Source organism: Mucilaginibacter lappiensis (assembly GCF_050433765.1).
GTDB lineage: Bacteria > Bacteroidota > Bacteroidia > Sphingobacteriales > Sphingobacteriaceae > Mucilaginibacter > Mucilaginibacter lappiensis_A.
The window spans coordinates 16,761-41,401 of sequence record NZ_JBNPWP010000003.1 but is presented as its reverse complement, the minus strand read 5'-3'; the positions used below and the strand labels follow the sequence as shown (position 1 = coordinate 41,401).

The window sequence follows — 24,641 nt, the reverse complement described above, 5'->3', positions numbered from 1 at the left end:
GTTTTATATTTCCGTTTGTGCAGAAGGTTCCTGTATATCCAAACCTGGCTTGGTAGCCATGCTGGTTTTGTCCTTAAATAGTAGCAGAAAAAATATCAATACCACAGCCGCTATTCCTGCTGGTATAAGCCAGATGGTTTGCCAGTTATGCGTTGTGGCTGAAGTTTTCCAATGATCCACTATCGGACCTGAAATATATGAACCGATAAGCATCCCAACACCATAAGTGGCCAAAGTAATAAAACCCTGTGCAGCACTTTTAAAACGCTCTCCCGCTAAATTATCGGTGTAAATTTGTCCTGTTACAAAGAAGAAATCATAACATATACCATGCATCACAATACCGGCTATAAGCATCCAGTAATTGCCGCCTACATCGCCATAAGCAAAGAATATATAGCGCAATACCCAGGCTAACATCCCTACTGCAAGCATTTTTTTAACACCAAGCCTTACAAAAAACAAAGGCATAGCGGCCATGAATAACAGCTCAGACATTTGCCCCATGGATTGTTTACCCGCGGCGGCTGTCATACCTACCTCATTTAAAAAAGGGTTGGTAAAATTATAATAAAACGCAAGCGGGATGCATATAGCTACTGATGCCAGAAAAAAAGTTAAATACGATCTGTTTTTAAGTAAACCAATGGAATCAAGGCCTATAATATCTCCGAATGAAGTTTTTTGACCTTTTTTAACAGGTGGGGTATCAGGTAATGTAAAACTTAATAATCCTAATATCAATGAAGCTCCGGCTGCCATTTTAAAGGTAAGCACTAATGAGCCCGATTTTTCCCATCCAAGCCAACCGATAATTAAACCGGCAACTATCCATCCTGCTGTGCCAAATACCCTGATAGGCGGAAACTCCTTACTCGGATCTTTCATTTGTTTAAATGATACCGAGTTTACCAATGCCAGGGTTGGCATATAAATGATCATGTAGAACAATATATTCGGATAAAACTTATCAAAATCGGCAATTGTGGTAGCATAAAAAAGCGATGCGGCTCCCAGTAAGTGCAGAACACCTAATATTTTTTGCGCCGAAAAGTATTTATCAGCAATAAGTCCTATTACAAAAGGTGCAATAATTGCCCCTAATGATTGTGTTGCATAAGCGCCTGCATTTTGTGTACCTGTTGCCTTTAACGTTACCGTTAAATAAGTACCCATTGTAACAAACCATGCTCCCCAGATAAAAAACTCCAGGAACATCATTGTAGAAAGTTTTACCCTGATTCCAGTGGTCATAATTATTTTATAAGGTAGATAAACTCAGGTTATTTTTTTAACGATAAAATATACTTCACGATCTCTTTTGCGTCATTCACAGCAAGCGCCGGATGTGCTGCCATCGGAATATCACCCCAGTTACCTTTACCACCTTTTATTATTTTATTGGCCAGTGTATCAATATTTGCCTCAGTAGGCGGGTATTTAGCAGCAATATCCTGAAATGCAGGGCCAATTACCTTAGTATCAACCTTATGACAAGTATTGCAATCAGAAGCTGCCATTAAACTTGCGCCGGTTGATGATCCTGCTTCTCCGCCGGCAGCTTCAGTACCGGTTTTTGTAGCATTGGTATCAGCATCAGAGCTTGTTGCTTTCGCGGTTTGATTTGATGCCTTAGTGCTATCAGCGCCCCCTGAGTTTGAACTGCCGCCGCAAGCAGTAATCGCTACACTGATACAAAGAATAAAAAATGCCTTTTTCATACGTGATTTGTTTTTTTTAATAATAACCTGCCAGCATCATAACTGTTTTACTTTATTAATCCTGGCGGTTTATACCTTGATTTTAAATTGTGTGATTAATGAGGGCGAAAAATACAATTTTTTATAATAAGTAGGTGTACTTTTTACACGGTAGCTGTTTTTAATGATGTTGTTTTTTTTCTTCCCCTCATGTAAAATACCAAACCGGCAAAAGCAACTATCAATGCCACCGGAATGATAAGGGTAGTATTTAGTACCTCGGGGCCGGCTGCTGATCTGGCCGCGTCAAAAGCTTTGGCCATATCTGTCCCCGCGCCTGCTGATCGGTAAGCATCGAGATTAGCCCCTGCCGGAAGTTTTTGAATCATGATAGCATCATAATGCCCGCCCATGAATATCATGTAAATTGACACGCCAAACATACCCGCTCCGCCCATGAGGTTCAACCCAACAGCTCCGGTGCGTGGCAGGTTCTCTGCTACAAAGCCTATCATACAAGGCCAGAAAAAAGCAACTCCTAATCCAAAAATAACAGCTGCAAAATAAATGGCGTCGCCATGCAGGTGGATCATGAGGTAAATACCCAATGCCGACAAAATTGCCGAAATAAGCAGTACGCCCTGCGGAGCCAAACGGTGTACAATAGGACTGGCAAACGCCCTGCCCAACACTTGTACAGACGCCACGAAAGTAAGGATCAGGATAGCGTTGTTAGTAACGGTTTTGAACAATACATCCGTCCACTGATTGGTAAATAATTCTGTAATAGCTGTACCGAACATACATACGATCATGAACAGAAACAAAGGATTACCAAGCGCCTTATACATATCGCTTGTGCTGACACCAGCCGATACCCTTTCGGTAACCGGGAACTTTAATTTAGAGAACAGGAACCCATAAATGAGTGTAGGGATAAGCATAATGGCTACTTCCAGTTGAGAGATCCAGTAGGGTTTAGGAGATACGCCATGTGCAAGCGCGGTATCCAATCCGAACACGATCAGGGTACCGATAACAATACCCGCCGGGAACCATAAGTGAAAATGGTTTAGTTTGGTGGTTTTATTATCCGTGTACAGGGAAGCTACCAAAGGGTTACAGGATGCTTCAACAGTACCGTTGGCAATCCCGATCATTAAGGTAGACAGGAACAAAGTCCAATATCCGTTTGCAAAAATTGTGAGCAGGATACCTATTAAATGGAAAACAAAGGCTGATACCAGCAATTTTTTCATGCCGATAATATCAACAATAAACCCTCCTACTATAATAGCCAATGGAAAGCCCCAGAAAGCAGTTGCAGCAATTGTGCCCAGTTCTGAGCCATTCAGGTGAAATCTGACACCCTGATCGTTCAATATACCGGCACGGATGCCAAATGACAATGATGTTACTAACAGGGATAAACAACTGGCCCTGAAAAGCTGCGTACGGTTAATGGTTTGCATTTAAAGATATTTAGGTTAAATTAATTGGTTAATTGGCTATATCAAATGTAATGCTTTTATTAATCTGTAGAGGTTGTCATGCTGAACTTGTTTCAGCATCCCACATGCAGAGTTACCTATTGCATATTGTTCACCCTGCATGTGGGATCCCGAAATAAATTCGGGATGACTTACTTTTTGCGGATTATATCCCCAGTGTTTTGCGGTTAAACGCTTCATCAGAGCCTGATGCAGCAAAATCGTCAAACGCGCGTTCGGTAACCCTGATGATATGATCCTTAATAAAGGTGGCGCCTTCTCTTGCACCATCTTCGGGATGTTTAAGCGCGCATTCCCATTCTAATACGGCCCATCCTTTATAATCATATTGGGTTAATTTACTAAATATACCTTTAAAATCAACCTGTCCATCGCCCAATGAGCGGAAACGGCCGGCGCGATCAATCCAGTTCTGGTATCCGCCGTAAACACCCTGCCTGCCGGTAGGGTTAAATTCAGCATCCTTTACATGGAACATTTTAATGCGCTCATGATACAGGTCGATATATTCTAAATAATCCAGGCATTGCAGTATAAAGTGCGATGGATCATACAGCAGGTTTGCCCGTTTGTGGCCTTTTACCTTATCAAGGAACATTTCATAAGTGATACCATCATGCAGGTCTTCGCCCGGATGGATCTCATAACAAAGGTCGATTCCGTTTTCTTCGTATACATCCAATATCGGTGTCCAGCGTTTAGCCAGTTCGTCAAAGGCGGTATCAACAATACCGGCAGGGCGCTGTGGCCAAGGGTACATCATAGGCCAAAGTAAAGCACCGCTGAAGGTAACCGAGGCGTTAAGCCCTAAATTCTTTGAAGCCTGTGCCGCGTATTTTACCTGCTGCACGGCCCATTTTTGTCTTTCGGCAGGGTTATTACGATAAGCCTCGGGCGCAAACGCGTCAAAAAGCGAATCATACACCGGGTTTACGGCTACCAGCTGCCCTTGCAGGTGAGTGGATAGCTCCGTAATTTCCAGGCCTGCTGCATTTACGATGCCTTTTATCTCGTCGGCATAGGTTTTGCTTTCGGCTGCTTTTTGCAGGTCGATAAAACGTGCGTCATTGGTTGGCAGCTGAACGCCTTTGTAACCCAAGCCAGCGGCCCACTTACAAATGGATTCCAAACTGTTAAACGGTGCTGTATCGCCTATAAACTGCGCTATAAATATGGCTGGTCCTTTGATGGTTGTCATAATTTTTTAAATAGAAAATTCGGTCCACTTTTTATCTGATTTGCCCGATGCGATCACATTTTCAATAAATGCCATGCCGCGGACACCTTCTTTTATTCCGGGATAATCCAACTCCTCTGGGGTAGCGGTTTTACCTTCAATACCTGCCTTTACCGTTAAGGCAAAATTGCGGTACAGGTTGGCAAATGCTTCCAGATAGCCTTCAGGATGCCCCGGAGGGGTTCGGGTATTATGCTGCGCGAATGAGCTGGTGTAACCACCACCTGTGCGCCATACTTCCATTGGTTTATCGGTATACATGAGGGTTAAGGAGTTAGCATCGCTCTGGTGCCATTCCAAACCGCCCTTTTCGCCATAAACACGTATTTTAACATTATTCTCTTCGCCGGCGGCAATTTGTGTAGCGGTTAGTACGCCACTTGCCCCGTTATTGAATTTAAGCAGCGCGGCGCCATCGTCATCAAGTTTACGGCCTTCTACCACTACATAAATATCGGCACAGATCTGGGTTACTTCCAAACCGGTCACATACTCGGCCAGATTAAAAGCGTGTGTACCAATATCGCCCATAGCGCCCGCGATGCCGCTTTTACCCGGATCGGTACGCCATGAAGCTTGTTTGTTATCGCCTCCTTCTAAAAAGCTGCTGAGCCATCCCTGCGGATACTCTACATACACTTTGCGGATAACGCCAAGCTTGCCTGATTTTATGAGTTGTTTAGCCTCTTTTACCATAGGGTAGCCGGTGTAGGTATGGGTAAGGCAAAATAGTTTGCCCGTTGCTTTTACTACTTTATCCAGCTCCTTAGCTTCGGCTAATGAGAAAGTCATGGGTTTATCTAAAACAACATGGAAGCCGTTCTCCAGCGCCATTTTTGCCGGATCAAAGTGTACATGGTTTGGTGTAACGATACTGATCACCTGAACACGCTCGTTCTCGGGCAGTTGTTTTTCTTTTTCAATGAGCTCGGTATATGAGTTATATACACGATTAGCAGGGATATCCAACAATAAACCGCTGGCTTGTGATTTTTCGGCATTACTACTGAATGCACCGCAAACCAGTTCATATTCGCCATCTATACGGGCGGCGATACGATGTACAGCGCCAATAAACGCGCCCTGACCGCCGCCGATCATTCCTAATCTTAGTTTCATTTTAGTTTATAAAAGTATCAAGTAATTAGTATCAAGTAGCAAGATCTTGAGTTTAGTATCAAATATCAAGCCTTGTTCTCATCTTGATACTAATTACTTGATACTTGATACTAAAACCTAATTCTTTAGGTTGCCCAGGCTTTGTCGCCTTTTTTGTAAGGTACGTTGCCGTCATAACGGCCAGGTACAGCTATATAGCGCAGGGCTTTAGTTGCACCAACTTCTGATGTAAAGAAGCCTAACAGGGTTAGTTCCTTCATCATCCTGAAATAATGGTTAGGATCTTCCGGTTTCTTGGTTTTGGTATAAGCCTTTTGCTCTTTATCCAGCTCGCTAAGCAATTCGGTGCGTTGCGTAGCATCGGCCTCCATAAACTTTTTACCAAATTTTTTCTTGCTGGCATCGTCAAGGTCAGAAATACCTTTTACAAATATTTTCTGATCTGAAGGTTTATAGCAATCCTGAACCATCAGAGCCATAAAACTGCCAACATCCGCCGCTTTAGCACCAGGTGTTGAAGTAGCAGGCAAAATGGTTTCGCCAACTTCGTTAAATAAAGCAACGTTATCCTGATCAAACAGTTCGTTTACTTTTTTTGAAGTTGATTTACATCCGGAGATAAAAAACTCGGCTCCTATTACGGTACCTCCAAGTATTAAACCAACCCGGCCAATAGCTTCTCTTCTATTCATGATTTAGTTATTGAGTTATTTAATTATCGAGTTAATGAATTATCGAATTATTGATTTAACAACTATTGAGTCATTACATGCTGATCTTTTAAAAATCAACAATTCAATAACTCAATAATTCAACCCTATTTAACGCTTACGCTTTTAGTTTAAATCCATCAGGATAATCCCTTTGGATGTATTGGTTAACCGCATCAAAGTTGGTAACCTTCATTGCTTTGTTATCCCATAACAGTTTCACATCGCCGCCTTTAAGGTCATGACCGCGTACAGCAAGGTTTGCCATTAACAATGCTTCGGTAAGCGGACCAGCCTTATCAAATGACGAGCTTAGTTCGGTTTTACCGTATCCGGCTATACAGCCTTCAACCCATTGCGCATAGTGGCCATTTGCACCACCCGGTACCCTTTTCCATTTCTCAGGTGCTTTAGCACTTTGAGTAAGTGATTTAGGCAACAGCGTTGCAGCATCAGAATAAGTACTGGCATACATTTTACCTTTCGTACCAATAAAAAGCGTACCATTACCTTCTTCGCCGCCAAATTTTTCACTTGCCAGCAATTCATTTGGTCTTTCAGGTTCAATACCGCCATCCATCCAGTGCATGGTTACATCACCTTTGGTTTTATCAGTTTTTGGGAAAGTTAAAGTGATGTGGCTTGATGGAGGACAGCTTTCAGGGAAGCTGCCTTTTTTAAACTCGTCAACATAAACACTGCCTACGCTGGCCTGTACATCTTTAACATATTGTAAACCCAGTACACGGAAAGGAGCTTCAACAAGGTGGCAGCCCATATCGCCCAGGGCGCCGGTTCCGTAATCCCACCATCCGCGCCAGTTAAACGGCACCAGTTTATCTACATAATCTTTTTTAGGAGCAGTACCTAACCACAGATTCCAATCCAGTTCTTTTGGAATTTCCTGGGCAGGAGCCGGCCATGCAATACCTTGAGGCCATACCGGGCGGTTAGTCCAGCAGTAAACGGTATGTACATCACCAATCAGATCGGCATCATACCATTCAGACATCAGGCGGGTACCATCATTTGATGAACCCTGGTTACCCATTTGCGTAACTACTTTATATTTTTTAGCCGCTTCGGTTAATAAACGGGCTTCCCAAATATCATGCGTCATTGGCTTTTGCACGTAAACGTGCTTATTCAATTGCATGGCACTGTAAGTGATAATGGCGTGGTTATGATCTGGAGTTGAAATGGATACGGCATCAAAGTTTTTATGTTCCTTATCAAACATTTCGCGCCAGTCTTTATAGTACTTGGCTTTAGGGAAAGCAGCACGTGATTTGGCAGATCTTCTGTCGTCCACGTCGCATAGGAAGGCAATCTCTGCCTTACCGCTTTTGTAAAAGTTGGCAATGTCGCTCTGGCCTTTACCGCCCGCGCCAACACTGGCAATAAGTAACTTATCGCTTGGCGCAATGAAGCCTTTACCGCCCAGCACAAAACGCGGAACGATCATAAAGCTGGCCGCAGCTATTGTACCTTTTTTTAGAAATTCCCGCCTTGACGGATTGGGTGTACTTTTGTCCTGTTCTTCAGTCATTGGTTTTGGTATTTGGATATCTGATTAATTAGATCTCGTTCTTTTTTAATGCTTCAACAGCATAGTTTGCTGCCCTTGCGGTCATAGCCATATAAGTAAGTGACGGGTTTTGGCATGCAGCTGATGTCATGAAGGAGCCATCGGTAACAAATACGTTTTTGGCATCCCAAACCTGGTTCCACTTATTAAGAACAGATGTTTTTGGATCATGACCCATACGCGCGGTTCCCATTTCGTGAATTCCACGGCCAAGAAAAGGGTTACTGCTATGCGTTTGTACATCCTTAACACCAGCGGCCTCCAGCATTGCTTTTCCTTCGCTTTCCATGGCAATTCGCATCTTTATTTCGTTGTCTTTCAGTTCGGCATCAATGGCAACAACAGGAAGACCCCATTTATCCTTCTTGGTTTTATCAATGGTAACTTTATTATCATGATAAGGCAGTGTTTCGCCAAAGCCGCCCATCCCAACAGACCATAAACCCGGCTCGGTAAGCGCGTCTTTATAGGCGCTACCAATACTCAATTCAGCAATATCCCTACTCCACCCTTCGCGGCTTGCAGCACCCTGATAGCCAAAACCACGTATAAAATCGCGTTTATCGCCGCCAAGGTTAGCAAAACGGGGAATGTAAAACCCGTTTGCACGGCGTCCGAAGTAGTATTTATCTTCATAGCCTTCGAATCTGCCCGATGCACCAACACCCAAATGGTGATCCATCAGGTTGTGGCCAAGCTCGCCACTGCTGCTACCTAAGCCACCATCCCAAACATCAGTAGCCGAGTTCATCAGGATCCAAGCTGAATTAATGGTAGAGGCGTTAACAAATACAATTTTTGCAAAGTACTCATAGGTTTGGTTGGTTTCGGCATCCAAAACCTCAACACCTTTGGCTTTTTTGGTATCCTTATCGTACAATATCTTGGTTACTATTGACCATGGGCGAACGGTTAAGTTACCTGTAGCCATAGCAGCCGGCAAAGTAGCCGATTGCGTGCTGAAATAAGCACCAAACGGGCAGCCCAGCCAGCATTTATTACGATATTGACAGTTGGTACGGTTATTATGCGGTAAGGTAATATTGGCTGTACGGCCAATGATCATATCCCTTGCCTCTTTATAATGATCTTTTAATCTTTTGGCTACATCTTTTTCAACCACGTTTAACTCCATTGGCGGCATAAAATCACCATCAGGCAAAATGGCCAAACCATCTTTGTTACCTGATATCCCGGCAAATTTTTCGGCATAGCTATACCAGGGAGCTATATCTTTATAGCGGATAGGCCAGTCAACCGCGATACCATCTTTTAAGTTGGCTTCAAAATCAACATCGGCCCAACGGTATGATTGCCTGCCCCACATTAATGAGCGGCCGCCAACATGATAGCCTCTGAACCAGTCAAATCTTTTTACTTCGGTATACGGGCTATCCTTATCGCTTGCCCAATAATCAAGGTTAACTTCGTTCAGTGGGTAATCCCGCTTTAATACCGGATAGTCCTCGATCATTTTCTGGGTACGGCCGCCTCTGTGCGGAAACTCCCAGGGTCCTTTATTAGCGTTCACATAATCTTTAATGTGTTCGATATTACGACCACGCTCCAGCATAATGGTTTTTAAACCCTTTTCTGTAAGTTCTTTGGCAGCCCACCCGCCTGAAATTCCTGAGCCAATGACTATAGCGTCATAAGTGTTTGCAGACATATTTATTCGGTTAAATGAATTTGTTTAGTACTTGGTTATTCCGTTAAATGTATGAATAAAAATTATTTTACAAATATTTTCATTGTGTTTTTTTTACACCAAGGTTTTTAAGCCCTAAAGGGGGAACCCATCCCTCCTACTCCCCTTTAGGGGGCTGGGGGCTTATATATTCCTTTTATTCATTTCATTAACTGCATGGTCAACCGCGCGTGCTGTTAAAGCCATATAGGTTAACGATGGGTTTTGGCATGAGGTTGATGTCATGCAGGCCCCGTCAGTTACGTACACATTATTAACCGCATGAAGCTGGTTCCATTTATTAAGTATTGATGTTTTAGGATCATTACCCATACGTGCGCCTCCCATTTCATGAATATCCAAACCGGGCGCCCTTTGATCAGTGCTTGCTTTTATGTTAGTAAAACCCGCGCTGGTAAACATTTCGGTTAACTGATCTACATAATCCTTTTTCATCTTCGCGTCGTTATCATCATAATCCATCGAGATTTTTAACAAAGGCACACCCCAGTCATCTTTTTGCCGGGCATCAAGCGCTACATAGCTGGCTTCTTTAGGTATGGTTTCGCCCATCATGTGCGACCCTACAGACCATGGCCCCAGTTCATCACTAACCAGGTTCTCTTTAAGGCTGCTGCCTACGCCATCCCAATTACGTTCCCTGCGCCTGTGCGCACTAAAGCCAGACGCGTAACCACGTAAAAAATCGGTTTCCTGTTTACGCACATTTCTGAACCGGGGGATATATCCCCCGCCTGCCGGGTTACGCCCGTCAGTCGTCCACTCCTTAAAGCCATCATACTCCGCGCTGATGTGCGCCGAATAATTGTGGAAGGCCACATATTTACCTAATACGCCGCTATCGTTCCCCAATCCGTTAGGGAAACGGTGCGATGTAGAATTTAACAATACCAGGTTGGTATTTAACGCTGCCGCGTTTACAAAAATTACACGTGCAAAATAGTCAATGGTTTCTTTGGTATTGGTATCAACAATGCGCACACCGGTAGCCTTGCCCAGGTTTTCATCATATATAATGGACTGTACTACCGAAAATGGCCTTAATGTTAAATTGCCTGATCTTAACGCCCAGGGTATGGTTGATGAATTAGCGCTAAAATACCCGCCAAAAGGGCAACCTCGCTGGCAAAGGATACGCTCCTGGCATTGTGCCCTGCCCTGATCTAAATGGATCTGGTTGGGTTTTGACAAATGCGCGCACCGCGCGCTGATCACATGGCGGTTACTATATTTACTTTTAACGTGTTTGCTAAAATAATCTTCCACACTGTTTAATGGGAAGGCCGGTAAAAACTCTCCGTCGGGCAGTTCGGCCAGACCGTCTTTATTACCTGATATGCCTGCAAATTTTTCAACATAACTGTACCAGGGTGCAATATCTTTATAGCGGATAGGCCAATCAACAGCAAAACCATCGCGGGCAGGACCTTCAAAATCAAAATCGCTCCAGCGTTGTGTTTGCCTGGCCCATAATAATGATTTACCCCCTACCTGGTAGCCGCGGATCCAGTCAAACGGTTTATCCTGTACATAAGGGTGTTCTTTATCTTTTACAAAAAAATGAGCGGCATCTTCATGAAAAGCATAACAGCGGTTTACAATGGGGTTGGCTTCCTGAACAGCCATAGGCAATTCGCCCCGGTGCTCAAATTCCCAGGGGTACATGTTGGTTGTAGGATAATCCTTAATGTGTTTTACATCGCGCCCACGTTCCAGCATCAGGGTTTTAAGCCCTTTTCCTGTAAATTCTTTAGCAGCCCAGCCACCACTCATTCCCGAACCAATTACGATAGCATCAAAGGTGCGATCCTTAATGCTATCAATATTTAAATTAGCCATACTATTTATACTGCTTGCTTTTTCTTAACCGGATAAAATGCATTGTACCTGCCTGGTACCAACTCATAAACCACCTGTTTGGTCATAAAATATTTGGAGGTAGTGTAACCGTTTACCGTTTGGCCTTTAACTATGCCATAAAAGGTTTTTAATTCCGCCGGATAGGTTGTGCTTTTAGGATCCTTATCCTGTTCAATACTTAAAAGCGCCTGCTCACGCTGCTTTACATCACACTGGCCAAATGAAGTGCTATAATGTTTTTGAATAAGCTCCGTAAACTGACCCATGCCGGTCATAAAATCCTGCTGATCTTTTTTGGTGTAACAATCGTCAACCATTTTTAAAACAAACAAATGCAGTTGCAGATCCCTGGCGCCGGGTGTATTTGTTTTGGGGATAATGGTTTCGGCCATATCACCAATCAGCTTTTCCTGGTCGGCATTAATATCAACATTTTTAAGTTTGACGGTTGCTTTACCACTATCATGCGTACAGGATGGCAATAAAGCAGCACCTCCAATAATTAAAGCCAGATTTCTTATAGCAATGCGCCTGTGCATATATGGTAAATGGTTTTAGCAATCCCTTTATTAAATAACCTGTACTGTAAAAACGCGTACAGGTTTATTATTTATAAGTATGCTTTGGTTTATAAAACGATTTTCAAACTTAGTAATTTTAACTATTACTAAAAGAGCTAACAGAAATTAATTGTATATCGAAAGTTACGGGAATAATATTAATAACCCCATTTTTTCATGATTTGTAAATCAATTTTTACACAATCAATCGGGTCTTTACCCTGATAGGCTTCCTGCTCAATAATAAATAGCACTGTACCGCCTTTTCTGCTGGCTGCACGCACGATCTCTTTTACCGGCAATACCCCTGCGCCCAATATGGTACTTTCGGTATCGTCGCCATCGCTTTTCATAGCCACCTTAATTTCGTCCTTTACGTGTAATGACTCAAAGCGGCCCGGATATTTATTGATAAAATCAAGCGCTACGCCGCCCGTGCTAAACATATTGCCGATATCCATTTGCTGGGTAACCAATTTAGGATCAGTGTTCTGGATAATAAAATCATATAGCGTAATATCCCCTACCTTGGTACTGATCTCGAAGTTGTGGTTATGATACCCAAATTTCATGGCTGATTTTTGACATAGCTCACCACATTTATTAAACTGCTCCATAAAACGCTTTAATCCTTCGGTATCTTTTCTAAGGCTTTCATCTAACCAGGGGCTTATTACATATTTTTGGCCAACCGTAGCTGCATCCTCAATAGTGTATTTCCAGGCATCGGTAAAATCGTTTTTGGCTGTATCCCAATGTTGGGCAGTCATTACAGTATGGCCGCTTGGCATTTTCAGTTCAAGATCAATCAGTACCTTTTTAAATTCCCTGGCGGTATATCCATAAAATTTACGGTCGATGTAATTGGCATGTTCTACATGGTTGTAACCTGCGTCAGCTAATTTTTTAAGCGTTCCCTTCGGATCGGCCTTCATGGCGTCGCGTACACTGTAAAGCTGTACACCAACACGTTGCAGGCGCTTTTCTCCGGCTAATAAGTTATCAGGCAACAAAGCAGCGCCTGCTATAGCCAGGGCACCGGTTTTTAAAAATGATCTGCGTGAGGTTTGCATGGTATTTTGTTTTAAGGTTATATAATTTAGCGTAAGGAGATAAGAATCAGGAGTCAAGATAAAAGTAATTAGTATTAAAACGAATTATCTTGCTATAATTTTATATCATCTGTCTGTATTTATCATCCTGTTTTAATTCTTGTCTCCTGATCCTAAGTTCTTGATTCTCTCTACTTGCTCATTGGAAATACAGGAAACAATAATTTTGAATTACTAATAAAAGCAATGTGCTTACTATCAGGCGACCATGATGGCGTGTTGATAGTACCCTGCCCGCCGTATAAGTAGGCAACCACTTTTGAAGGGCCACCACCGATTGGCATCACCCTCAGAAATACATGTTTATAAAACGGATGATCGCCGGGTTCAACTTCGTTTTTAAGGAAGGTAATATACTCGATCCATTTACCATCGGGCGATATATGCGGGAACCAGTTATTGTAATCGTCATTAGTGATCTGGGTTTGTTCGCTGCCATCGGCTTTCATGCGCCAAACCTGCATTAATCCGCTGCGTACCGAGTTAAAATAGATGTATTTACCATCGGGTGTATACTCCGGGCCATCATCAAGACCGGGACTGGTGGTTAGCCTTTCTTCGGGACCGCCGCCTGATGGAATTCGGTACACATCAAACTCCTTATTACGTTCGCCGCAAAATACAATATACTTACCATCGGGCGACCAGCCATGCATATAACTTGCGCCATGACCTGTTTGTGTGATCCGCTTGGCTTCGCCACCTGCCGATGATACGGTATAGCCTATTGATGGTCCGCCATCACCACTGCTAATAGCCAGCATTTTACCATCAAAGGATAGTACGTGATCATTATTGTTGTTTTTTGCCGGGCCTGTATTTAATACAGTTGGCTCATTGGTTTTAAGGTTGAATTTATACAGCGAACCTTCGCTGTTATAAATAAGTGATTTGCCATCATTCATCCAGTTGGGTGCCTGTAATGATTTTGGCGACTGGTAAACAACCGTACTGTTTTGTGTAGCCAGGTCCAATAACTCGATACTGCTCCCCAGGTACTCCCTGTACGGAACCAGTGTCGCAGGCGCGGGTACAACAATGCGTACATTATTAAAGGTGGCTTTTTCAGTTACATCGGCATTGTGCGAGCATATGAATATACCTACATAAACTTCATCGCCCAGGTCAAGGTCGCTCACTTCCTCGTTTACAAAAAGATCGCCTTTGCGGGCTACCGACATGGTGTAAGTATTTCCTTTTCTTTCCAACTGTATAACACCGGCCCCGGTAATGCTTGATTTTTTCTCTTCGGTGATGCCGCTTACTGTTTTGCGATATTGTAATGATGTTAAACCATCACCATGTACAACCGCGTTAATGTGTTTTGAATTTGAATCGAGCGAGGTACGTACCATCAACCCTATTTTACGATGATCCTCAACCCCTTTGCCTATAAAAGCGGCATTGGTGCGCAATATAAAATCGCCTTTCATGCGTTTCCATACAAAATGAAAAGCATCGCTCGTAGCCCAAATATTAGTGCCGGATCCTTCTAATTGGTATTGTTGAAGTTTAGCGTCGTACCGGGCGCTGCCCTTATGTTTTACTATGCCTACATCGGTTTGATCATCAAATATACCCAGCCCTGCAGTTTGTGCTTTTGCTTTTTGGTTAAGGAGAATTACGCATGGGAGGCAAAAAAACAAACAAAATATTTTAATACGCATTAGTTTTGGTGTTTATGTTACACTATAATTGGCCTTACTAAGTTATAAATTCCATTGGTAAATAAAGTAGTACTATTTTAACCATAACACATATTTTACACAGCCCAATTTACCCCACGATATTGGTTTAACAAAAAAGGAGTGATACGTTAAACGATCACTCCTTTTTTAATTTTATAGGAACTAATTCTTATTCAACTACAAGCAATGTTTTAGCTTTGGTTGGATATTCTGCAACGGGTGCTACTGCTACTGGTTTTACAGTGCAATACTCCAGCAGAAATTGTTTTTTAGAGTCGCGGTATGAGCTTACTGCACCTATCATGCTCATGAATTTAATATAGCACCAGGCCAGGTCAAGCTGGTGAGCTTTAAAACCTGAGCGGGCGCTTTTAGGGAACAGGTGATGGTTATTATGCCATTCGCCGGCAACGTAACCAGGCCATAGCTGATTAATTGACATATCCTCGCGGTTATGGTCGATGCCATCACGACGTTTATCCTGACCTTTGCCATGACCTTCATAATTAAAGGTACGCACGCCAACAGCCCATATACCAGCCGAGCCAAAAACAGCACAAGCCAGGCCCATGCCACCTAATAAATAAAATGCGGCGAACCAAAAGCCCCAGTTAAGTATAATACCGGCAATGGTGCGGTAAGGGTTAGCAATGGTTCCCCATTTTTGATATTGGACATAAGTATTAGGCATTACGCCAACATGCTTCATTAAATTAATACAGCGTTTATAATCAGCCTCGCTCAAATTACGGGCAACCGGCTGGTGGTTCACATCGGCCAAAAAGCAATACATAAAACCACCCTGGGCATTGTATGGATCGCCGGGCTGATCAGATAGCGCATGGTGCACGTGGTGCGATATGGCATAGATCTCTTCAGGAATAATTTTAAGGGTAAGATTCTGAGTAAAAAATCTCCAGAATTTGTTACTGAAGGTGTAAGCGCCATGGGTGCAATACCTGTGGTGCCATATAGTGCCATGCGTACCCATAATGATCATGCTGTACACAAAGGCAACTATTAAACCTGTAATGGTGAAATATTTAAATATAAAGAGTGCTAAAAACGGTACCAATGCCAATACTAAAAACCAGCTTAAAAACGACAACCAATTTTTTTTATCCTTAAATACGTTCAGTCTTGAAAAAAATTCTTTTACAATTTTACCATTGGTTGGTTTTGCAAGGTTACCATTTTCATCCGTCCAGCCGTACGAAGGTGGTTCCAGCACTGAGTTTAAAAAAGCCATTAAGTTTTGGGATATTAGTTTAAAAAGGGAATAGTTAATTGGTCACAATTTAGTGATAAATATCACTTAATTGTCATTTTGTAAATATAAATATGATTGTGGCTAATCCCTACTAAAACTTAAACCCTTTTAGGAATAGTCCTTTTGAGTTGTAAGTGGGTATTAGTTAAGTGGTGAGAGTGCAGTTGATCAAAAATTATCAGATCCCTTTAATTATTTGCGGATTGTGATTAAGGCTGAAAGCTCAATACTTATTATAATAAACTCCAAAACATCAAGTTTATTTCAATTTTGTTTTTATTTCGTCAGAATATTGTCAGAAACCGCTGTTTATTATTTTAAATCAGGTGTTTATTGTTTGAACCGGTTTTTTTTGTCTGAACCTCTTTTGTCTGAACCAGGATTTTTCAGATTAAATGATTACCACGATTTCGTCAGCTTAACATAATGTCTTTCGGCTTTCGGCTTTCGGCTTTCGGCTTTCGGCTTTCGGCTTTCGGCTTTCGGCTTTCGGCTTTCGGCTTTCGGCTTTCGGCTTTCGGCTTTCGGTTCTACTCCCCTGCTACTAAACAGCGTTCGCCCATAAGCAGGGCAATGCAATGTTCATAGTTATCGGGCATCTGTATTTGCTCCACTTCTTTCATATAGCTTTGTTTAATTTCCTTGCGACGGCGGGCCTCAATAAACCGCCTTACCTGTTCGCGGTTCTCGAGTATAAGGCCGGGTACCTTTGCCGGTTTGTTATTATCATCCTTGGCTACCATGGTAAAGTAACTCGTATTGGTGTGCATTACCGAGTTATTCTTGATGTTTTCTGATATCACCCTGATACCTACTACCAATGATGTTTTACCCACATAATTAACCGATGCCATCAGCGATACCAGCTCGCCCACTTCTACAGGGTGCAAAAAATCAACCGTATCAATGGAAGCGGTTACACAGTAATAACCGGCATGTTTGGCAGCGCATACATAGGCTACTTTATCCATAAGTGATAATAAAATACCCCCATGTATCTTCCCCCCGAAATTGGAGTACGAAGGTATCATCAGTTCGGTAATGGTGGTTTCAGAAAAACTTACCGTTTTGTAATCGGCTTGATCAGTTAAGGCTGTCATGTGCTATATGTTATGGTTACAAGTTTAAGCATCAAAAGGCAATTATTGCAACAATTGTATTACATACAATTAATCCATTAAACTTAATTAAACCTTTGCGGTCAATAGCCTAAATTAAACCTGAACTATGACCAGACCATTACTACTTACTTTTATTTTCTCCTTTTTTATAACGCAGGCCTTTGCACAGCAATCCCGCCAGGTTAGTGGCTCGGTCATAGATACTGTAGGTACAGTACCTGGTGCTACTGTAAAATTAACTTCTGATAAGGATAGCATCTCCGTTGCTACAAGCACCAACGGCACTTTCAATTTCCCCGCTGTTACATCAAAAAACTTTAAAATAACAATAAGTGGTATTGGCTATCAGGAACTGGTACGCCGTTTTGTAATGGATAATGATACCAAACCTATAATGCTTGGCCCAATTAAGATAAAAGTACAAACCAACTTTTTAAAGACTGTTAAAATAGTTGCGGAAGCAAACCCCATCAACATCAAAGAAGATACGGTAGAATACAAGGCAAGCGCCTATAAAGTACGGGAAGGATCGCCGGTGGAGGACCTGCTTAAAAAACTGCCCGGTGTAAGCGTTGATAAGGATGGTAATGTTACGGCTCATGGTAAGGCGGTAACCAAAGTACGGGTTAACGGCAAGGATTACTTTACTGGCGATGTACAAACCGCTACCCAAAACCTGCCGGCCGATATTGTGGAGAATATACAAGTAATTGATGATTATGGCGATCAGGCTAATTTAACCGGCATAAAAACCGGCGACCCGGATAAAATACTCAACATCACCATACAAAAAGGCAAAAGCCGTGGCAATTTTGGCCAGGGAAGCGTTGGCGCTGGTAATGACGACCGTTATCAGGCGCGATTATCGGCAAATACGTTTATGGATGCCCGGCAGATAGCCCTCATCGGTACTTTAAATAACACCAATACCAACTCATTTAACCTGGGAGGCAGTGGCGGCGGGGGCGGCAGAGCCGGTCGTGGTGGTGGCGGAGGAGGTGGCGGAAGCTCGCAGATCAGCACAGCCAATGGTATTACCACCAACCGTTCCATCGGTACTAATTACCGCGACGACTGGAGTAAAAAGATGACCGTTTATGGCAGCTACAGCTTTGCCGATAAAGACAAGGACCAAAACAGCACCACGGTAGAGCAAAATCTTTTTCAATCGGGCACCTTAATCAACACCGATAATAGCGACGATAAAAATCACGGCATCAATCACCGGTTTGATTTTAATATGGAGTACAAGATTGATACTTCTAATTACCTGAAAATAAACCCCAATTTTTCGTACGGCATATCAAATGATGTAAGCACCGATATTTTTAGCAACACCCGTAAAAACACCTTGGTTACCGGTAATGAGCTGGCTATAACTGATGCTACATCAAAAAGCGGCGGCTTCACGGTATTGTATAACCATAAGTTTCATAAAAGGGGTCGCAATTTTAGTGTGAACGCTGGCCTCAATTTTTCACAAAGCGACCAGGGTCTTCATGATGAATACACCACTAAGCAAGATACCGTTGTAACCCCGCTTTTTCAGCAGGTAAACTCCGATAATAGTTCGCAAAAGGCAAACGTCCGGTTATCCTATATCGAGCCTATTGGCAAAACAACCTACCTCGAAACAAACTATGGTTATAATTATTCCAATACCGATAACAACCGCTACAATTACCGCATTGACCCGGCTACAGGTAATCAAACTTACGTTGATTCATTGAGCACTATTTATAATAACCAGTTTATCACCAACCGCTTTGGAGTTAATTTGAGAGGTATAGCGGCAAAATACAATTACACGCTGGGTATGGCCGTACTGCAATCCACACTTAATGGCGAGTCGCACAGCCAGCGTTTTCATACCAACACCTTTAATTATATACCCACAGCAAGGTTTATCTACAACTTTTCACGTAATCATTCTTTCACGGTTAATTATAGCGGTTCAAACAGCCAGCCGTCATTTACACAACTGCAGGTACAGCCCGATTACTCCAACCCACAAAACAGGATTTATGGTAACCCTGATCTTAAGCCCTCGTTCACCAATAATTTGAACCTGCGTTATAATCAGTTTGATATTGCCACCGGCAATTCGTTGTTTACCAACCTGTCATTCTCAGAAACCCAGGATGCCATAGTAACCAATGCCAGTCCGGTTTATATAGCTTCAACCGGCAGCAGTAGCAGCCAACGCGATAGTACCATACAGGAAACCCATTACCTGAACACCAACGGTCTTTACAACATCAACGGTAATTATTCTTTTTCAAAACCTTTTGCCAACCGTAAATTCACTGTAACATTAAACGGTGGTGCAGGTTACAGCAATAATGTATCATATATTGAAGATCAGCGCAATACGGGCAAAAACTGGGTATTAAACCAGGGCCTTAAGCTAAGGGTTGATATTGACAGTATTATGGACAGCGAATTAAGCGCCAATTATAGCGTTAATACCACAAAGTACAGCCTGCCATCGTCATTAAACACCGATGCCAGCACCTGGACCCTGGGATTAGACGGACGCAATTATTTTTTTTACAGCTGGGTACTGGGCTATAATTTAACACAAACTATAAACCACGGCTTTAGCAGCACAGTAAAGGCCAACCCCACCCTGTTAAGCACTTACCTGGAATATCAGTTCCTGAAAAAGCATATCGCCTCGTTTCGTTTCCAGGCGTTTGATTTGTTTGATGAAAACAAAGGTGTAACCCGTACCGCGGTAGGCAACCAGATCATTGATACCCGCACCAACCGACTGGGCAGGTACTTTATGCTTACATTTACCTTACGATTGCAAAAATTTGCAGGCAGTCGCCCTTCAGGTGGCGGCGGCGGAAGAAGGAATGGCGGCGGAGGCGGCGGTGGAAGAAGAGGCGGCGGAAGAGGCTAATTTTAAAATGCACTGTTATTGCTATTCAATAAATCCTGTTTTATATTTACCCAAATTGAATTGCGTTGAAAAGTATTACCTTATTATTTGTCGCCCTTTTTTATATAAACACAGGCTTTGCGCAGGAAACCATAATACGCAAACACCGGCTAACAGATTCGGTAATGGAAAAGATCTCGGTATTAAAGAGCGATAAAAGCACACGGCAGGGTTTATACCAGGCTGTATCTTCAAAAAACATAGCTGTAGCCAGCGGACAGTTTAATAATGATAAAAAAACAGGCATCTGGCATTTTTTTGATCTGCAGGGCCGTCAGCTTCAAAACTATGACTATACCAATAAAAAGTTGCTGTTTGAGGCTGTTGAGGATACCACCTCAAACCTGCGGTATTTTGTAGATAAGGTTTTAACTGATTCCGACCGTACCACCAAGCCGGTTAAAGCAGGCGGCCGGTATTTTGGGTACATCCCCTATTTGAAACTGTTTAAGCTTCCCGCCTACCTGATGGACATTAACCGCTATTTATCTGTAGCTGTTGTTGAACTGCTGGTAAGCCCCGGCGGTAGACTGGCCGATTTTAAAGTACATATATACAGTGGCGCCAATTACGAAAAGGTATTTAATATGAGCACCGATATGCCCAATGATGAAGACAAGGTATTTATTCCTGCCACCGTTAACGGCGAACCAATCGGTTGCCGCATCATGATCAAGTGCCAGATAAATAATGACGGCGGGATAAACTTTTTTTAGGGGGATAAACCCGATTGCGGCACGAAGCAACCTCCAATATATACATCGCGCACGCAAAGTTACATAATAGCTGATGCACTGATAAAATTCCAAATTCATGGTATTTTGAATTTTATCTTTAGTAAATTTGTTTATGACCACGCTTACAGTAAATATACAAAACGAAAAGGATCTGCCTGTTCTACAGGAGATACTTAACAGATTTGGCTTAACTTACAGTATTGATACAGATAAAGAATATGCGTTTTCCGAAACTGAAATAAAGAACCTGCTACAAACCAGGCAGGATTTTTTAGATGGAAAAACAACAGCCCGCAATTGGACGGATATAGAAGATGATTTGAACCGTGCCTACAATTAAACTTTTAAAACGGGCCGAACTCGAACTTATTGATGCTTGTGATGGGTACGAAAAACAACAAAAAGGGCTTTCGACTAATTTAAGAAAAGAGGTTAAAAGCACCTTACAATCAATAGAACTCGATCCCAGGCTCTTTTCAAAAAGGTACGATACCTAACTACGCTTTGTATCTATAAGGAAATTCCCCTACGTTATTGTTTATTGGTATGATGAGCATTTAAACACCGCATTTATTGCCTCTATTTTTCACACCAAAAGAGATCCTGAAGGCTTAAAATCTAAATAAAAAAGGCTGTCATGTGCTAACAGAGTACTTTTCTACCACATAACGATTAACAAACGCGTCATTACGAGAAGCCCCCTCTAAGTCTCCCCCTTTGGGGGAGATTTTAAAAAGCATTTTAAAGCCCTCTCCCTTGTAGAGGGTTGAGTGAGGCCTTCTCGTAATGACGCGTTTTTTTGATATTTCGCTACTACTCAGGATAACAAAAAATCCCGTCATTTTCATGACGGGATTTCCATATTATATAGCCAACACTATGCTTAGTGAGCGTGGTGACCATCTGCACCATGTGCATGGCCGTGTGATAATTCTTCGGGGGTAGCTGGGCGTACATTAAGGATGCTGCCTTTAAAATGCAGTTCCTGACCGGCCATCGGGTGGTTAAGGTCAACAATTACAGCATCTTCTGCAACTGATACTACCTGTGCCTGAAAACGGTTGCCATTGTTATCCTGTAAAGGCAAAATGCTGCCAATTTCAGGAATTTCGGTACCCTGGAACATTTCCTTAGGGAGGTTGGCTACGGCTTCTTCATCATATTCGCCATAAGCATCACCTGCTGAAAGACGAAATTCATAAGTATCGCCGGTTGATAGCGAGCTCAGGTTTTCTTCAAATTTGGGCAGCATTTGTCCGGCTCCAAATAAAAAGGTTAAGGGTTGTTCTTGTGTGGCACTTTCTGTTAAAGTTTCGGTACCATCCTGGTCAACATACAAATCGTAAGTTAATGACACTACGTGCTGTGGTTCAATTTTCATTGTAAAGTATTTTTAAATAAGCAATCAGGCTTCTGCCACTTGTTTTAAAGCTTCGGCCGTGTTATTAGCAGGTAATCCGCAGGTTTTATCTTTACAAACAAAAATTTGTGTTGATTTACCAAACTTATCCTGCAACAAAGGTAAACTTCCTTTTTTACCACCCAATATTATTTTATTGGGGATGTAATTATTTTCAATTTCCTTTCGCATGGTTTCGGCATCGTTACCTGCTATGGCAATTTCATAAGTTCCAAACACCTCCTCCAGCAATAACATGGTCCAGTTTGAATAGGCTGTACCATATTTAGCCAGCTGCGGCATAATGTTACGTAACAGCTGCGCCGAAACCGCTGCATAATTTTCATTATCAAAAAGCAAGCCTAACTTTTTAAGGTTACGTGCCATGACCGAATTACTGGCCGGTGTTACCCCATCCATAATTTCAGATTTGCGGGCTATCAGTTGCTCATCATCATCGGCGGTGTAAAAAAATATGCCGCTTGTTTCATCATAATAATGTGTGATAGCGGTATCGGTAAGTTTTTTAGCCTGCTGCAGCCATGCTTCATCAAAGGTCACCTCATACAAGGCTATCAGCGCATCAATAACATTGGCGTAATCATCCAAAAAAGCCACCGGCACATCACTGCCTGACTTATTGCTATTATAAACCCTTGATAGCCTGCCATTTTGACCTAACAGATTATCTAAAATAAAGCCGGCATTTTTAAGTGCCAGTTCAAGATACTCCGGTTTATTGAAGGCGCGATAAGCATCGCACAGCCCTTTCAACATCAAACCGTTCCATGATGCCAGGATCTTATTATCCAGGCCGGGCCTTATGCGGTGCCTGCGGGCTTCAAATACTTTTTTACGCGATGCCTTTATTTGCGTTAATAGGTCATCAACTCCCAAGCCCAACTTTTTGGCCAGTTGCTCATCCGTTTCCCGGCGGAATAAAACATTGGAATGCTCCTCTTCCCAGTTGCCATCCTCAGTAATATGGTAGTAAATACTGAACAGATCTGCAGCATCATCTCCTAATATTTCTTCGATCTCTGCTTTGGTAAAAATATAGAACTTACCCTCCACCCCTTCGCTATCGGCATCAAGCGCCGAGTAAAAGCCAAGTCCGGGCGAGGCCAGTTCTCTTGTAGAAAATTTAATAATTTCATCAACCACTTGCTCATAAAGCGCGTCGGGCTGCCAGGTATTGGCCTCTGCATACAAACTGATAAGCTGGGCATTATCATACAGCATCTTTTCAAAATGCGGCACATGCCAGCGACCATCAACTGAATAACGGGCAAAACCACTGCCCACATGATCATAAATACCGCCATAAGCCATTTTATGAAGCGTTAGTTTTACCTGTTTGGCAACATCATCATCCTGCATTAAATGGGCATAGCGCATTAACAACTGCCAGTTATTGGGCTGCGGGAATTTTGGCGCGCTGCCGGTACCGCCTTCGTATTTATCAAAATATCGCTTCCAGTTATCAGCTATCAACTGCAGATCATCTTTGGTATATTCAGGCTGTTCGCTAATAAACTCTACCGATTCATATTTCTGGATACCCTCGGTAAGGCGTACGGCATAATCTTCGGCCTCTTCAGGTTTTTGTTTGTAAAAATCGGCCAGGTTAAACAACAGGGAGGTCCAGTCGTTTTTGCGGAAATAGGTACCACCATATATAGGCCGCTGATCGGGCAGGCAAATACAGTTAAGCGGCCAGCCACCACGGCCACTCATGAGCTGTATAGCGCTCATGTAGATCTGGTCAACATCCGGGCGTTCTTCCCTGTCTACCTTAATACAAACAAAATATTCGTTCATCACGGCGGCCACACTTTCGTCCTCAAAACTTTCGTGTTCCATTACATGGCACCAATGGCAGGCCGAGTAACCGATGCTCACCAATATCAGTTTATTTTCGGTTTTGGCTTTGTCCAGCGCCTCTTTACCCCAGGGGTACCAGTTAACCGGGTTGTTTGCGTGTTGTAATAAATAAGGTGATGTTGAATTGGCCAAACGGTTCATAGTATATGCTGTTTGATTGCAAAGGTGCAGATATAATTACACCTATAAAGTATACCGCTTTAAGTTTGAAAAGTTTTTACCGGGGAGTGTTATTTTGCAGGGCAAAGAATAGACTCACCCCCAACGTCGCTGCGCTCGTTGACCCTCTCTTCGCCTTCGGCGGAAAGAAGGTGGTAAAAAATAAGTTTGTCATGCTGAACATAGTGAAACATCTATTGTTCGACATGCATCTTATTGAATAGATCCTTCGTTCCTCAGGACGACAGTTAAAATGAAAAGTTTTTTAATCCCCTCTTTCCGCCGAAGGCGAAGAGAAGGATGTCGGGCGCAGTGATGACAGAGTGGTCTA

General features: G+C 42.6%; 19 protein-coding genes. 3 read left to right on the top strand and 16 right to left on the bottom strand.

The window, feature by feature from the left end; translation table 11 throughout:
* Nucleotides 1–3 precede the first annotated feature (3 nt).
* The 14 genes from M2273_RS10500 to M2273_RS10435 form a co-directional block, all read right to left on the bottom strand.
* On the bottom strand, nt 4–1,254 hold the full coding sequence (locus tag M2273_RS10500; protein WP_429396458.1) for a nucleoside permease: 1,251 nt from the start codon (nt 1,252–1,254) through the stop codon (nt 4–6).
* A gap of 29 nt (nt 1,255–1,283) precedes the next feature.
* Nucleotides 1,284–1,721: a c-type cytochrome gene (locus M2273_RS10495; protein WP_429396456.1), complete on the bottom strand. Its 438-nt coding sequence runs from the start codon at nt 1,719–1,721 to the stop codon at nt 1,284–1,286.
* Nucleotides 1,722–1,864: 143 nt separating this feature from the next.
* Nucleotides 1,865–3,172: an MFS transporter gene (locus tag M2273_RS10490; RefSeq protein WP_429396453.1), complete on the bottom strand. Its 1,308-nt coding sequence runs from the start codon at nt 3,170–3,172 to the stop codon at nt 1,865–1,867.
* A 184-nt stretch (nt 3,173–3,356) separates the two neighbouring features.
* Nucleotides 3,357–4,409: a sugar phosphate isomerase/epimerase family protein gene (locus M2273_RS10485; RefSeq protein WP_429396450.1), complete on the bottom strand. Its 1,053-nt coding sequence runs from the start codon at nt 4,407–4,409 to the stop codon at nt 3,357–3,359.
* Nucleotides 4,410–4,415: 6 nt separating this feature from the next.
* A complete protein-coding gene (locus M2273_RS10480) occupies nt 4,416–5,567 on the bottom strand; it encodes a Gfo/Idh/MocA family protein (RefSeq protein ID WP_429396447.1) in 1,152 nt (383 codons plus the stop codon).
* Between the two features lie 125 nt (nt 5,568–5,692).
* On the bottom strand, nt 5,693–6,259 hold the full coding sequence (locus M2273_RS10475; RefSeq protein WP_429396444.1) for a gluconate 2-dehydrogenase subunit 3 family protein: 567 nt from the start codon (nt 6,257–6,259) through the stop codon (nt 5,693–5,695).
* Between the two features lie 136 nt (nt 6,260–6,395).
* Complete coding sequence (locus tag M2273_RS10470; protein ID WP_429396442.1) at nt 6,396–7,826, bottom strand: Gfo/Idh/MocA family protein; 1,431 nt, start codon at nt 7,824–7,826, stop codon at nt 6,396–6,398.
* A gap of 28 nt (nt 7,827–7,854) precedes the next feature.
* Entirely contained in the window at nt 7,855–9,534 is a 1,680-nt protein-coding gene (locus M2273_RS10465) for a GMC oxidoreductase (protein WP_429396439.1), read from the bottom strand.
* A 162-nt stretch (nt 9,535–9,696) separates the two neighbouring features.
* Entirely contained in the window at nt 9,697–11,412 is a 1,716-nt protein-coding gene (locus M2273_RS10460) for a GMC oxidoreductase (protein ID WP_429396436.1), read from the bottom strand.
* 5 nt (nt 11,413–11,417) lie between these two features.
* Nucleotides 11,418–11,972, bottom strand: coding sequence for a gluconate 2-dehydrogenase subunit 3 family protein (locus M2273_RS10455; RefSeq protein WP_429396434.1), 555 nt, complete (start codon nt 11,970–11,972; stop codon nt 11,418–11,420).
* A 179-nt stretch (nt 11,973–12,151) separates the two neighbouring features.
* Nucleotides 12,152–13,066: a sugar phosphate isomerase/epimerase family protein gene (locus M2273_RS10450; protein WP_429396431.1), complete on the bottom strand. Its 915-nt coding sequence runs from the start codon at nt 13,064–13,066 to the stop codon at nt 12,152–12,154.
* Between the two features lie 170 nt (nt 13,067–13,236).
* A complete protein-coding gene (locus M2273_RS10445) occupies nt 13,237–14,772 on the bottom strand; it encodes a TolB family protein (protein WP_429396428.1) in 1,536 nt (511 codons plus the stop codon).
* Nucleotides 14,773–14,962: 190 nt separating this feature from the next.
* Nucleotides 14,963–16,042 (bottom strand): fatty acid desaturase, encoded by a 1,080-nt coding sequence (locus M2273_RS10440; RefSeq protein ID WP_429396425.1) that lies wholly within the window; start codon nt 16,040–16,042, stop codon nt 14,963–14,965.
* Between the two features lie 551 nt (nt 16,043–16,593).
* A complete protein-coding gene (locus M2273_RS10435; protein WP_429396422.1) occupies nt 16,594–17,163 on the bottom strand; it encodes an acyl-CoA thioesterase in 570 nt (189 codons plus the stop codon).
* 127 nt (nt 17,164–17,290) lie between these two features.
* Between M2273_RS10435 and M2273_RS10430 the strand changes: the two genes are divergently transcribed.
* The 3 genes from M2273_RS10430 (at nt 17,291) to M2273_RS10420 (ending at nt 21,208) form a co-directional block, all read left to right on the top strand.
* Nucleotides 17,291–20,092 carry a TonB-dependent receptor gene (locus M2273_RS10430; RefSeq protein WP_429396419.1) on the top strand — a complete coding sequence of 934 codons (2,802 nt, stop codon included), beginning with the start codon at nt 17,291–17,293 and terminating at the stop codon, nt 20,090–20,092.
* 65 nt (nt 20,093–20,157) lie between these two features.
* The gene (locus tag M2273_RS10425; RefSeq protein WP_429396416.1) at nt 20,158–20,847 is read left to right on the top strand and encodes a hypothetical protein; all 690 of its coding nucleotides are present in this window, start codon (nt 20,158–20,160) and stop codon (nt 20,845–20,847) included.
* A gap of 133 nt (nt 20,848–20,980) precedes the next feature.
* Nucleotides 20,981–21,208 (top strand): hypothetical protein, encoded by a 228-nt coding sequence (locus tag M2273_RS10420; protein WP_429396413.1) that lies wholly within the window; start codon nt 20,981–20,983, stop codon nt 21,206–21,208.
* Between the two features lie 543 nt (nt 21,209–21,751).
* Here the strand turns inward: M2273_RS10420 and M2273_RS10415 are convergent.
* Together M2273_RS10415 and M2273_RS10410 are read right to left on the bottom strand one after the other, a co-directional pair.
* The gene (locus M2273_RS10415) at nt 21,752–22,249 is read right to left on the bottom strand and encodes an FKBP-type peptidyl-prolyl cis-trans isomerase (RefSeq protein WP_429396411.1); all 498 of its coding nucleotides are present in this window, start codon (nt 22,247–22,249) and stop codon (nt 21,752–21,754) included.
* A 24-nt stretch (nt 22,250–22,273) separates the two neighbouring features.
* Nucleotides 22,274–24,292, bottom strand: a complete 2,019-nt coding sequence (locus M2273_RS10410) for a thioredoxin domain-containing protein (protein WP_429396408.1) — start codon at nt 24,290–24,292, stop codon at nt 22,274–22,276.
* Between the last annotated feature and the right edge of the window lie 349 nt (nt 24,293–24,641).

Excerpts from the sequence above, each read along its gene's own strand:
- M2273_RS10500 (WP_429396458.1), bottom strand. The coding sequence starts at position 1,254 with ATGACCACTGGAATCAGGGTAAAACTTTCTACAATGATGTTCCTGGAG.
- M2273_RS10495 (WP_429396456.1), bottom strand. The coding sequence starts at position 1,721 with ATGAAAAAGGCATTTTTTATTCTTTGTATCAGTGTAGCGATTACTGCT.
- M2273_RS10490 (WP_429396453.1), bottom strand. The coding sequence starts at position 3,172 with ATGCAAACCATTAACCGTACGCAGCTTTTCAGGGCCAGTTGTTTATCC.
- M2273_RS10485 (WP_429396450.1), bottom strand. The coding sequence starts at position 4,409 with ATGACAACCATCAAAGGACCAGCCATATTTATAGCGCAGTTTATAGGC.
- M2273_RS10480 (WP_429396447.1), bottom strand. The coding sequence starts at position 5,567 with ATGAAACTAAGATTAGGAATGATCGGCGGCGGTCAGGGCGCGTTTATT.
- M2273_RS10475 (WP_429396444.1), bottom strand. The coding sequence starts at position 6,259 with ATGAATAGAAGAGAAGCTATTGGCCGGGTTGGTTTAATACTTGGAGGT.
- M2273_RS10470 (WP_429396442.1), bottom strand. The coding sequence starts at position 7,826 with ATGACTGAAGAACAGGACAAAAGTACACCCAATCCGTCAAGGCGGGAA.
- M2273_RS10465 (WP_429396439.1), bottom strand. The coding sequence starts at position 9,534 with ATGTCTGCAAACACTTATGACGCTATAGTCATTGGCTCAGGAATTTCA.
- M2273_RS10460 (WP_429396436.1), bottom strand. The coding sequence starts at position 11,412 with ATGGCTAATTTAAATATTGATAGCATTAAGGATCGCACCTTTGATGCT.
- M2273_RS10455 (WP_429396434.1), bottom strand. The coding sequence starts at position 11,972 with ATGCACAGGCGCATTGCTATAAGAAATCTGGCTTTAATTATTGGAGGT.
- M2273_RS10450 (WP_429396431.1), bottom strand. The coding sequence starts at position 13,066 with ATGCAAACCTCACGCAGATCATTTTTAAAAACCGGTGCCCTGGCTATA.
- M2273_RS10445 (WP_429396428.1), bottom strand. The coding sequence starts at position 14,772 with ATGCGTATTAAAATATTTTGTTTGTTTTTTTGCCTCCCATGCGTAATT.
- M2273_RS10440 (WP_429396425.1), bottom strand. The coding sequence starts at position 16,042 with ATGGCTTTTTTAAACTCAGTGCTGGAACCACCTTCGTACGGCTGGACG.
- M2273_RS10435 (WP_429396422.1), bottom strand. The coding sequence starts at position 17,163 with ATGACAGCCTTAACTGATCAAGCCGATTACAAAACGGTAAGTTTTTCT.
- M2273_RS10430 (WP_429396419.1), top strand. The coding sequence starts at position 17,291 with ATGACCAGACCATTACTACTTACTTTTATTTTCTCCTTTTTTATAACG.
- M2273_RS10420 (WP_429396413.1), top strand. The coding sequence starts at position 20,981 with ATGACCACGCTTACAGTAAATATACAAAACGAAAAGGATCTGCCTGTT.
- M2273_RS10415 (WP_429396411.1), bottom strand. The coding sequence starts at position 22,249 with ATGAAAATTGAACCACAGCACGTAGTGTCATTAACTTACGATTTGTAT.
- M2273_RS10410 (WP_429396408.1), bottom strand. The coding sequence starts at position 24,292 with ATGAACCGTTTGGCCAATTCAACATCACCTTATTTATTACAACACGCA.